This window comes from Anaerovorax sp. IOR16 (genome assembly GCF_017168145.1).
Taxonomy (GTDB): domain Bacteria; phylum Bacillota; class Clostridia; order Peptostreptococcales; family Anaerovoracaceae; genus IOR16.
This window is the reverse complement of the sequence record NZ_JADQTL010000010.1, coordinates 417,142-428,912: the sequence shown is the minus strand read 5'-3', so window position 1 is coordinate 428,912 and position 11,771 is coordinate 417,142. Positions and strand designations below refer to the sequence as shown.

At 37.4% G+C, this 11,771-nt stretch carries 5 protein-coding genes and 1 riboswitch; all 5 genes read left to right on the top strand.

Annotated elements, in window-relative coordinates; all coding sequences use genetic code 11:
* Window positions 1–36 precede the first annotated feature (36 nt).
* The 5 genes from I2490_RS12475 (at window position 37) to I2490_RS17015 (ending at window position 11,689) form a co-directional block, all read left to right on the top strand.
* On the top strand, window positions 37–4,989 hold the full coding sequence (locus I2490_RS12475; RefSeq protein ID WP_206460085.1) for an S-layer homology domain-containing protein: 4,953 nt from the start codon (window positions 37–39) through the stop codon (window positions 4,987–4,989).
* A 132-nt stretch (window positions 4,990–5,121) separates the two neighbouring features.
* Window positions 5,122–5,343: riboswitch (cobalamin riboswitch) on the top strand.
* Between the two features lie 140 nt (window positions 5,344–5,483).
* Window positions 5,484–7,139 carry an S-layer homology domain-containing protein gene (locus I2490_RS12470; protein WP_245157180.1) on the top strand — a complete coding sequence of 552 codons (1,656 nt, stop codon included), beginning with the start codon at window positions 5,484–5,486 and terminating at the stop codon, window positions 7,137–7,139.
* Between the two features lie 92 nt (window positions 7,140–7,231).
* Complete coding sequence (locus tag I2490_RS12465; RefSeq protein ID WP_245157179.1) at window positions 7,232–8,125, top strand: DUF4430 domain-containing protein; 894 nt, start codon at window positions 7,232–7,234, stop codon at window positions 8,123–8,125.
* Window positions 8,112–9,023, top strand: coding sequence for an energy-coupling factor transporter transmembrane component T (locus I2490_RS12460; RefSeq protein WP_206460083.1), 912 nt, complete (start codon window positions 8,112–8,114; stop codon window positions 9,021–9,023). The genes I2490_RS12465 and I2490_RS12460 overlap by 14 nt, the downstream gene beginning before the upstream one ends.
* On the top strand, window positions 8,996–11,689 hold the full coding sequence (locus tag I2490_RS17015; protein WP_330634639.1) for an energy-coupling factor transporter ATPase: 2,694 nt from the start codon (window positions 8,996–8,998) through the stop codon (window positions 11,687–11,689). The genes I2490_RS12460 and I2490_RS17015 overlap by 28 nt, the downstream gene beginning before the upstream one ends.
* Window positions 11,690–11,771: the final 82 nt, after the last annotated feature.

Below are 11,771 nucleotides of genomic sequence, written 5' to 3'. Positions count from 1 at the left end.
AGATAGAAACAATATGCGTAAAGAAAGGAAATACAAATGAAGAAAACAAAGTTTTTAGCATGGATTTTAACCGTGGCGATGCTGTTATCTATTTTTGGGGGACTGGGAACAATCTCTTATGCAGATTACAAAGATGGAACTGGTGTAAGCCAACAAGAATTAATTGAAGCAGGAATGTATTCCAATTATAAAGGTGACATTCCTTCGGGAGAGTATATAGGAGAGTATGTCGGAGAAGATAAGGGACTCGGGTATATCACAATAAGTTTTGAGGATTACGGAATTCGTGAAAGCCAAGATGTGGATTTTCCCGAGCCGTTACAGGTTCTCATTCCGGAAACTCGAGTGTATGTATCAGATGAAGATATGCGTATTTCGCATGCGACTGTGGCTCTTTTAAATCATCTTGGCATTGAATATGAAAATACTGGTAAGATAGATGATGGTTTTTATTTAGCTTGTATCAACAATTTTACTACTATAGCAGGGAAATTCGTTGAAAGTTTCGGCGAATTTTGTTCCGGAAGCGGAAGCGGTTGGATGATCACTCATAATGATTGGTTTATCAATATGAGTACCTCTGCATTTAAAGTAGAAAGTGGAGATTATGTTCGTTGGCAGAATACATGTTCTTTGGGAAAAGATATCGGATGCAGTTGGGATAATCAGACGGCAGCATTAAAAGATATCTTTGTAGATGGCGGAACGCTTTCGCCGGGATTTGAGACAGATACTTATGAGTATGAACTTCAGTTAAATGAAGGAGTTCATTCCATAAAGCTACGTGGAATGCGTGTAAATAGCTGGGCTATATTAAAGTATTTGGATCGTAATGATAAAGAATATAAAGTAATGCAGGAAATTCCAGTTTCCGATGGAGATGAAATACGTCTAAAATGCAGTTTTGCAGAGTATGCTGGAAATCCACCTACAGATGAAAAAACATATACATTAAAAATTGTTGATAAAAATATAGATCCTGGTACACAAGATCCAATTCTAGATCACATTGCCGTTACTAAAGCACCGGATAAAACCAGCTATAATGTGGGAGAAACATTTGATTCGACCGGAATGGAAGTTACGGCTTACTACAGTGATAACACCTCTAAAGTGGTGACTGGCTGGTCAGTTGATAAATCCATTCTAAGCAAAGATGATGTGGCAGTTACAGTAACTTACGAGGGAAAAAATACTGAGCAAAGTATTCAAGTACATCAAGGGTCAGGGCTTGCTTCACTGCTTATATTTACAGGAGGATATAGTGATATGGAAGCTTCTGCTGTACTTGGTGCAGCGAATGAAAGCTATCCGAATCGAGTAGTGTTTTCACCAACAAACTACCAATATTCATTGCCAGCTATGCTTGATACGACGAGACAGTTACGATTTACACCATTGGCAGAGCAAGACGAAGCTACCATAAAAGTGGTTTATGATGGAGGAGAAAAGGTATTAAAATCAAATACTGCTTATGAAGGAACAAACTGGGCAAATTGCCTTAAAGCAGGGAAAAACCAATTTTCTTTGGTTGTTACATCAAAAGACACACAAAATAATACTACGTATATCTTTGCTGTTGACTCTTACCCAACCTTAAAGGGTTTGTCTTTAAAAAATGGTTCAAAGGAATTATATTTAGATAAAAACTTTAATGCAGCAACTGCAGAGTATAATATTTCTGTAGCTAATAGTATTAAAACAATTCAAGTTAATGCAGAAAAACAAAGTGACAGTTATACAGTTACCTACAATGGAGGGGAATCTTCAGACGTTAATATAGATGGTAAGGACTCTATAGATATTGCCGTAACCTATAGTGAAGGTGAAGCTGCATTAACCAAGCATTATACAGTTAAATTAAATTGGGTAGAATCTTATAATATTAACTTTAACGTAACACCGCAAGATGCAATTGTATGTTTGTATGATTCTGTAGGGGAAGGAATTGAAAGAAATAACGACGGAAGTTTTAGCAATCTATTAGAAGGAGATACGTATACTTATACGATTACGAAAAATGGATATGTGGGACAGACTGGAACGTTAACAAAAGCAGGAGATATAGAAGTAACACTTTCTAATGCACCTGCTCCTGCAAATCCATTGCCACCTTATAGCGGTGACTGGGTGAATTTTAGAGGAAACGATGCCAATATGGGTGTTACAGAGGCAAAAACACCAATTACCGCAAATGAGGCCGTTTTAAAATGGAGTAAAAAATATGGATCAGGCTGGTCTGCTGCACCTACACCACCAATTGTTTTAAATAATGATCTATACATGGCTGCAGGGAAGAAAGTTTATCGTTTAGATAAAGAAACCGGTGAACAGTTAGCAGTAAGTGAAGAAATGGTAAATAATGTGGGATTTGCAATGAATCCGATTACCTATGCAGAGGGGATGCTGTTTGTTCCGGTAGGATACGGTCGAATTCAGGCATTACGTGCAGATACCCTTGAATCACTTTGGGTGAGTGAAAAAATTGGCGGTCAGACACTTTGCCCAACAGCGTACAACAATGGATATATTTATGGCGGCACATGGAACAAAGAAGATAAAATAGGAAACTATTTTTGCTTATCGGTAACGGATGAAGATCCGTCTAAGACTGATGAAACAAAGTTATGCACATGGAAGATAAATCATAAAGGTGGCTTTTACTGGGCGGGGGCTTATGCGACGGATAATTATGTAATTTTCGGTTCTGATGATGGATCTTCGGAAGGCAGTTATATCGAAAATGCAGTTTTATATTCCTGCGACCCATTAACAGGAGAAGTATTAGATACCATTACAGGAATTAAAGGAGATATACGCTCTACCGTTTCTTATGATAAAGAGACAGATCGCATTTATTTTTCCACCAAAGGCGGATGGTTCTATACCGTAAAGGTAAACAATGATGGAACGTTTGATGAGAGTACGATCAAATACTTGGATTTAGGCGGAATGTGTACAGGAACACCATTGGTTTATAACGGACTTGCTTATCTGGGTGTTTCCGGTCCAGCTCAATTTTCAGATAAAGGACATAGCTATAAGATCATAGATGTAACAACAAACCCGATGACTGTTGTAGGAACGGCAGATATTCCGGGATATGTACAGACAAGTGCTTTACTGTCTACTGCTTATGCAAAGGATACAAACAAAGTTTATGTCTATGCTACATACAATTATAAACCTGGTGGCATTTATGTCATTGAAGTGGAAAAAACAGAACAGTTGGATGAAAACGGTGCTGCTATAGTAAACACTAAGGGAGGCCATTTGTTTGTACCAAAAGGAGATTTAGAGCAATACTGTATTTGCAGTTTGGTTTGCGATAATGATGGAACTCTTTACTATAAAAATGATTCTTGTTATTTAATGGCAATTAAAAACTCATCAACTGGCATTCCTCCGACAGAAAAGACCTTAACCGGAATCACAATCAGCAAAGCGCCGGATAAGGTAACGTACAAAGAAGGAGAAACCTTCAATGTAGCTGGAATGGAAGTTACAGCACAGTATAATGATAAGACAACAGAAGTTGTAACCGGCTGGACAGTTGATAAGAGCGTGTTAGCAAAAGGCGACACAAAAGTCATCGTTACCTATAAAGATAAAACCGCAGAACAAGCGATTACAGTAACGAAAAAGAATTCTGGAGGGGGCTCTTCCAGTGGAGGTGGAAGTACTGTCACAACATCAAATACAAATAAAGCAGAGATTAATAAAAATGCAGATGGAAAACCAACTGCAACCACTACAACTAAAACAGAAGCAGAGACAAACAAAGACGGAAAAGCAACTGCAACAGTAAGTGAAAAAGACATTACAACTTCTTTAAATAAATCGCTAGAAGCGGCAAAAAAAGAAGGAAAGAACACATTTTCTGAAGTTAGAGTAGAGGTAAAGGCAGGTAGTAAAGCAAAGGCTGTGGAAGCCAGCTTGCCAGTCAAATCAGTGAAAGAAGTAGCCAATGCAGAAAAAGCACAGTTAACTTTAGCTACTCCTATGGCAGACTTGACGTTTGATCAGAAAGCATTGGAATCAATTGGTAAAGATGCACAAGGAAGTGAAGTAAAAGTCAGTGTAGAAGTGGTTGATAGCAAAGCGAATGCAATATTGAAAGAATTAACGGAGCTGACAAGACCAGTGTATGACTTAAAGATGGTTTCTAACGGAAAACAAATTACAAACTTCAAAGGAGGAGAGATTTTCGTATCCTTACCATATACTTTGGAGAAAAATGAAAAAGCTGCAAATGTCTGTGTGTATTATATTGATGACAACGGAAAGAAAACACAAATGAAGGATTGTACTTATGACAGCAGAAAGAAAAGAGTCCAGTTCCGTACCAATCATTTCTCCTACTATGCGATTGGATATAAAGAAGAAGTTGCAACTGGAACACAATTCCGTGACGTAAGAAACAAGGAGTGGTACGCTGAAAGTATAATGACCTTGGTAAATAAGGGCATTCTAAAAGGAAAAACAGCAACAACCTTTGAGCCAAATTCTAACATTACTAGAGCTGAGTTTACACAGATTCTTTATGGAATGGCAAAAGCATCAGACAGCACAATCAATACAGATGCAAGTAGCATTTCGGGAAAATTCAAGGATGTAAAATCAACCGATTGGTATGCAAATGCAGTGGCTTGGGCATCAGAACAAGGTGTAGTAGCAGGCGCGACAAATGCAGACGGCAGTATGAATTTTGCACCAAATGCAAAGATTACTCGTCAGGATATGGCAGTGATGATACTAAACTATCAAAACAAGGTAGCAAAGAAAGAACTAACTGCAAGCAATCAAGAAATAAACTTTGCAGATGCAAGTGCAATTGCAGGCTATGCAAAGGAAGCAGTAACCTCCATGCAGAAGGCAGGTATTATTAGCGGAATAAAACAAGCAGACAGTACCTACAAGTTTGCACCAAAGAGTAATGCGACAAGAGCGGAAGCTGCAACAATGATTGCTAAATTAATAAAAAATTAAATTAATTATTTATTTAAACCCCTATGGAATTTAAATGTCCATAGGGGTTTTTATGTAATAAGAAATATAAAACCTTTTGGAAGTTGTTCTTGACAATAAAATAAGTGGTTGGTAGAATGTAGTAAAAATTAATACAGAAATTTTATGTCTGTTTACGTTATTTTATTAGAAAAATTTCGTAGACAGCTAAGAGGGAAGCAGGTTAAAATCCTGCGCGGTCCCGCCGCTGTAATCGTGGAATCTTTGCTTTAGATATTGTGTTTTGCCACTGGGAAACTGGGAAGGTAAGTGAAGATGTAGGAGAATTACTCCAGAAGCGTAAGCCAGAAGACCTACATAAAATACGAGTACATCCACGGGTAATTGGAGAAAGACGGGCGAAGTCTACCATTTTAGAGGACGCTTTTTTCAGTGTACAAATAACGCAGAAATACGGCTGTGGCAGAAATGCTGCAGTTTTTATTTTTTTGCGAAAAAAGAAAAGGAGAATGGAAATGAAGCAGAGGAATAAGTCATTATTGATTATATTCTTGGTAGTAACCATGATAATGGGAAATGCAGTTAGTGTGTTTGCAACGGATCATACAATTCATAAGCAAGCATTAAATAATACTGCGCACTACATTTACGAAACAGTTAAGAACCGGCAAGTGGGTTCCATTGGTGGGGAATGGGCAATCTTAGGTCTTGCACGAAGTGGGTGTGATGTACCAAAGAGTTACTTTGACAATTACTATACACAGGTGGAGGAGTATGTTAAGGAATGCAATGGTGTATTGCATGAAAAAAAATATACGGACTATTCACGTTTGATTTTAGCGCTGACTGCAATCGGCTACGATCCAAGAAATGTAGCTGGATACAACTTGCTTACTCCTTTGGGCGATTATGAAAAGACCATTTGGCAGGGAATTAATGGTCCAGTTTGGGCATTGATTGCCTTAGACAGTAAAAATTATCTGATGCCGGAAAATAAGAAAGCAGCAGTACAAGCAACCAGAGAAAAATACATTGAAGAGATTTTAGCCAGACAGCTTTCGGATGGGGGTTTTTCCTTAACCGGTGGAACAGATGATGCACAATTAATGGACCTAACGGCGGATCCGGATATGACTGGCATGGTCTTACAGGCATTGGCTAAATATCAGGATAAAGCAAAAGTAAAAGAGGCAACCGAAAAAGCTTTACTTTGTTTATCAAACATGCAGGATAATAGCGGAGGATATGATTCTTGGGGAGAATCAAATTCTGAAAGTGTCGTTCAAGTTATTGTAGCGTTAACGGAATTGGGCGTTTCATTAGATGATGAACGTTTTATCAAAAATGGGAATACATTACAGGACAATTTGCTGTCTTATTATACGAACAATAAGGGGTTTCAACATACAAAGAAAGATTCAAATATAAATCAAATGGCTACAGAACAGGGGTTTTATGCCTTGGTATCCATTCAACGTGCTATTGATGGAAAAAACAGTTTGTATCGAATGAATGATGTTAAAGCATTTACAAAAGAAGAAATAAATAAAGATGAAAAAGATTCAAACGTAAATAACGAAGTAAAGATAAAAGAAATTTCATTCGAAGAAAAAACTTTTAAAGATATTAAGGATCATAAAAACCAGGAAGCAATCGAAGCATTAGCGGAACGTGGAATTATCAACGGGAAAACAAAAGACAATTTTGTACCGGATGCAACAATGAGTCGTGCCGAATTTGCGACTATTATGGTACAAGCATTGGGATTAAAGGATGGCAGTGACATAAACTTTGAGGATGTGAAAAAGAATCAGTGGTTTTATGATTATGTAGCTAGTGCTTATAAAAACGGAATTGTAAGCGGAACTTCCGAAAAAACATTTCATCCTAACGGTACTATTACAAAAGAAGAAGCGGCATGTATGATTGCAAGAGCGGCAAAACTTTGCGGAATGGATACAACAATTGATACCTTATCAAAGAGAGATGTATTATCACAATTTACGGATTATGTGGAAGTGTCCGATTGGGCATCTGATGCATGTGCATTTTGCTATCAAAAAAATATTATAGATCAGAGTGCCATTGAAATTTCACCGAAAACTTCAGTAAAACGCTGCGAAATTGCAGAAATGCTTTATCGCATGTTGAATGCATCCGAATTATTATAACAAGTTTTGAAACATGGCATAAAGAAGAAAGACCGATGAATAAGTAACTGCTTATTTTTAGCGGGGAACTTATGATATGAGGAGATGGCAGAATGAAAAGAATGAATTATAAATGGCTGGGGATTGGGATTATTTGTATTTTACTTGTCGTAACATTCTTTTGGGGCGGTGATTACGCCAAAGGTGGAAAAGCGGACTCCGAACCCGCTTATTCGGTAGAGGAAACTGAAAATGGTGAAAATATCACGGATTTAGAAAAAAGCGAGGACGAGAATTCTAGTGTAGAAGATATAGAAAAAACATCACAGAGCAGCGATAGTAAAAAAGACGAAAAAGTGAATAATCAATCAGAAGCTCAAAGCGAAACAGAAAAATCGGGTTTGAAAAAAGCAGAAAGTGAAGAAAGCGAAACAAAGCAGGGCAAATCTGAAAGTGACCAAGGTGATAAACATTTGAGTTTGCAAGGAATAGACGAAGAAAGCAAAGGAGAAAAAGACAAATATTTAACTGACCCGATTCCGGAAGGAAAACCGCATCCAATAGAACCACAAGAGGCGATTATCACAAAAAACGCAAAGACATGTACGATATCGATTGTCTGTGATACCATCCTCGACAATATGGATGATTTGGATCCGGAGAAAGTGGAATTGGTACCAAAAGACGGCGTAATTTTGCCACCGACGAAAGTGACCTTCTATGAAGGGGAAAGTGTATTTAATTTGCTTCGTCGAGAAACGAAAAAGAATAAAATACATATGGAATTTGAAAATACACCGATTTATAATTCGGCATACATTGAAGGAATTCATAATCTTTATGAATTTGATTGCGGAGAATTATCCGGCTGGATGTATAAAGTTAATGATTGGTTCCCGAATTACGGATGCAGCCGGTATCAGATTAAAGACAAAGATGTGATTGTATGGGTGTATACCTGTGATCTGGGACGTGATGTAGGAGACGGTTTCTATGAGCAAAAGTAAGGAATGTCATGTGGATGCCTTTTCTTCTTATCATCCGTTAGTAAACTTTTTGTATTTCGCATTTGTATTAGGATTTTCCATGGTGTTTATGCATCCCGTATGTCTGGGAATTTCCTTGGTGGCTGCGTTTACCTATTCGATTTATTTAAAAGGGAAAAAAGCAATTCTTTTTAATTTCGGATTTTTAGCACCTATGCTAATAGTAACAGCGATTTTAAATCCCGCTTTTAATCATGAAGGACAAACTATTTTAATTTATTTTTCAAATGGAAATCCATTGACATTGGAATCGATTTTATACGGAATTGCGGCAGCAACGATGCTTTCAGCGGTAATTTGTTGGTTTTCCTGCTATAACGAAGTAATGACATCCGATAAATTTATTTATTTGTTTGGCAGGGTGATTCCGGCATTGTCATTGATATTATCAATGGTGTTACGGTTTGTACCACGATTTAAAGCACAAATTAAAAAAATATCTTACGCCCAAAAGTGTATCGGAAGAGACTTATCAAACGGTTCTTGGATACAAAAAGCGAAGAACGGCATTACGATTTTATCGATTATGATTACTTGGGCATTGGAAAATGCAATTGAAACGGCAGAAAGTATGAAAAGCAGAGGATATGGACTTCCGGGAAGAACGGCATTTTCCATTTATCGATTCGATCGAAGAGATAAAAAAGCATTGCTTTATATTGGTATTTTGGGGATATTCGTTTTAGCTTGTGGGTTAATGAAAGTCTATTATTTTAGATATTATCCAACCGTAAAAGGAAATCCATCTACCATTTTTTTTCTGTTTTCTTATGCTGTGTATTTTGCACTTTGCATAGTACCGATTGTGATTGACGTAAAGGAGAATAGACAATGGAAAGCTACACAATTAAACAGTTAAATTTCTCTTATCCGAATCAAGAGCGTCAGGTTTTAAAGGATATTTGTTTAAGCATTCAACCTGGACAGTTTGTTACATTATGTGGAGCCTCCGGTTGTGGAAAGACGACATTACTACGTCAACTAAAACCATCATTGGCATCTCATGGCGAAAAGACAGGGGAGATTTTGTTTCAGGGGAAACCTTTGGAGGAAATGGATTTAAGAGAGCAAAGTGAAAAAATTGGATTTGTATTGCAATCACCGGATAATCAGATTGTAACCGATAAAGTTTGGCACGAATTGGCATTTGGATTGGAAAGTTTGGGATATGATACAAAGACCATTCGATTACGTGTCGCCGAGATGGCTTCCTTTTTCGGAATTCAAGGTTGGTTTTACAGAAATGTATCGGAATTATCCGGAGGGCAAAAACAGCTTTTGAATTTAGCGGCAATTATGGCAATGCAGCCATCGGTCTTAATTTTGGATGAACCGACAAGCCAGTTAGATCCGATTGCAGCCTCGGATTTCTTGGCAACCGTCGGAAAGATTAATCGTGAGTTGGGAACAACGGTAATTATGACGGAGCATCGTTTGGAGCAGGTACTACCGATTAGCGATCGCTTAATCGTAATGGAGCAGGGAGGAATCATTGCCGATGGGATACCGAAAGAAGTAGGACAAAGTCTTGCAGAAAGCCATGATAAAATGTTTTCTGCAATGCCCATTCCGATGCAAGTGTATGCAAATGTTAAAAATACCTTGCATTGTCCGATTACCGTAAGAGAAGGACGGGAATGGTTAACATCCTTTTTTCAACAATCCAATAATCATAAAAACCAACAAAACAATGCAGTACAAATAGATTTGAAGGAAAATGATTCACCAATTGACCATTCAAAACAAACCAAATTTTTCGATTTAGAAGGAAAGCAATCCTTAGAACAAACATTGAAATCTATAAAAAAAGAAAAGAAGGAAGATGACTATGCAATTGAAATTAATGAGGCATGGTTTAAATATGAAAAAGATTTACCAGATGTTATAAAGGGTGTAGATCTGAAAGTAAAAAAAGGAGAATTTTTTGCTTTGCTTGGCGGAAATGGAACCGGAAAAAGTACAACGTTATCTTTAATCGCAGGCATTTATCGTCCGTATCGGGGAACCGTAAAAATCCAAGGTCGTTTGTTAAGTGAGATCACAGATGAAGAAAAATTTCAAGGGCTGCTCGGCGTCTTGCCACAAAACCCACAGACTTTGTTTGTGAAAAAAACAGTGGAGTTGGACTTATATGAAATGCTTCGTGCATTCAAGATGTCTAAAGAAGAGAAAAAACGAAAAGTAGATACTGTAATTTCTCTTTGCGACTTAAAGGATTTATTGCAACAACACCCATATGATTTGTCGGGTGGAGAACAACAACGGGTAGCATTGGCAAAAATTTTACTGTTGGAGCCGGAAATATTATTACTTGATGAACCAACAAAAGGCTTGGACGCCGACTATAAAAAACGTTTTGCTTTGATTTTAGAAGGACTAAAAGAAAAAGGCATTACTATTATTATGGTAAGTCATGATGTGGAATTTTGTGCAAATTACGCAGAGCGATGTGCGATGTTCTTTGATGGAGGTATCGTAACAGAAGGAACTCCGAGAGAATTCTTTAAAGGGAATAATTTTTATACAACTGAAGCAAATCGTATGGCAAGACATTTGATACCGAACGCAATTACGGCAAGTGATGTAATTGCAGTTTGTAACGGAGAATCCATAGAGGGTTTGGAATATGAGACAGTAGAAAATGTTGATTCGGAAACGAAAAACATAAATCCAATTGTAGATTTTGGAAAGAAGAAAAACTTTTTAAAGGAGAAGAAGGAAAAAGAGAAAGGACTTTTAAAGCAAAAACGAGAAAGCAGCGTGGTCACTTGTTTGAATGCTAAACCGAAAATTTCAAAGAGAACGTTATTAGCCTCTTTAATTATTTTACTTTGGATTCCTTTGACGATCTTTATCGGTGTGTATTATTTGAATGATCGCAAGTATTATTTTATCTCCATGTTAATTATTTTGGAAACAATGCTTCCGTTTTTAATGATATTTGAAGATCGAAAACCGCAAGCAAAAGAACTGATTGTCATTTCGGTTCTGTGCGCAATTGGCGTTGCGGGAAGAGGGGCGTTTTTCATGCTGCCTCATTTCAAACCAGTTGTTGCCGTCGTCATGATTGCTGGCGTTGCATTCGGAGCAGAAACGGGATTTCTTGTTGGAGCGGTTACTGGCTTTGCGTCCAATATATTTTTCGGGCAGGGACCTTGGACACCTTGGCAAATGTTTGGATTTGGAATCATTGGATTTTTAACAGGATTTCTATTTCAAAAAAATTGGTTAAAACGAAATAAGAAAGCACTTTGTGTATTTGGTGGATTTGCGACATTCTTCATATATGGAGGCATTTTAAATCCGGCTTCTGTGATTATGCACCAACCAAATCCAACAATGGAAATGATATTATTAGCATATTTGCGAGGAATTCCTTGCGACTTGGTGCATGCAACATCAACTGTATTTTTCTTATATGTTTGCTCACAACCGATGCTTGAAAAATTAGATCGTATCAAAGTGAAATACGGATTGATTGAAGAAGAACATCCTGTGCAATTAAAGGTGAGAGAAGCGACTTGACGAAAAATGTGTTTTACGACGTATGGAGTCATAGAAAAATAGTATCAACTGTTTTAGAAATAATGGACAAACAATTTTAACA

Coding starts and splice junctions, on each gene's coding strand:
- I2490_RS12475 (WP_206460085.1), top strand. CDS start 37: ATGAAGAAAACAAAGTTTTTAGCATGGATTTTAACCGTGGCGATGCTG.
- I2490_RS12470 (WP_245157180.1), top strand. CDS start 5,484: ATGAAGCAGAGGAATAAGTCATTATTGATTATATTCTTGGTAGTAACC.
- I2490_RS12465 (WP_245157179.1), top strand. CDS start 7,232: ATGAAAAGAATGAATTATAAATGGCTGGGGATTGGGATTATTTGTATT.
- I2490_RS12460 (WP_206460083.1), top strand. CDS start 8,112: ATGAGCAAAAGTAAGGAATGTCATGTGGATGCCTTTTCTTCTTATCAT.
- I2490_RS17015 (WP_330634639.1), top strand. CDS start 8,996: ATGGAAAGCTACACAATTAAACAGTTAAATTTCTCTTATCCGAATCAA.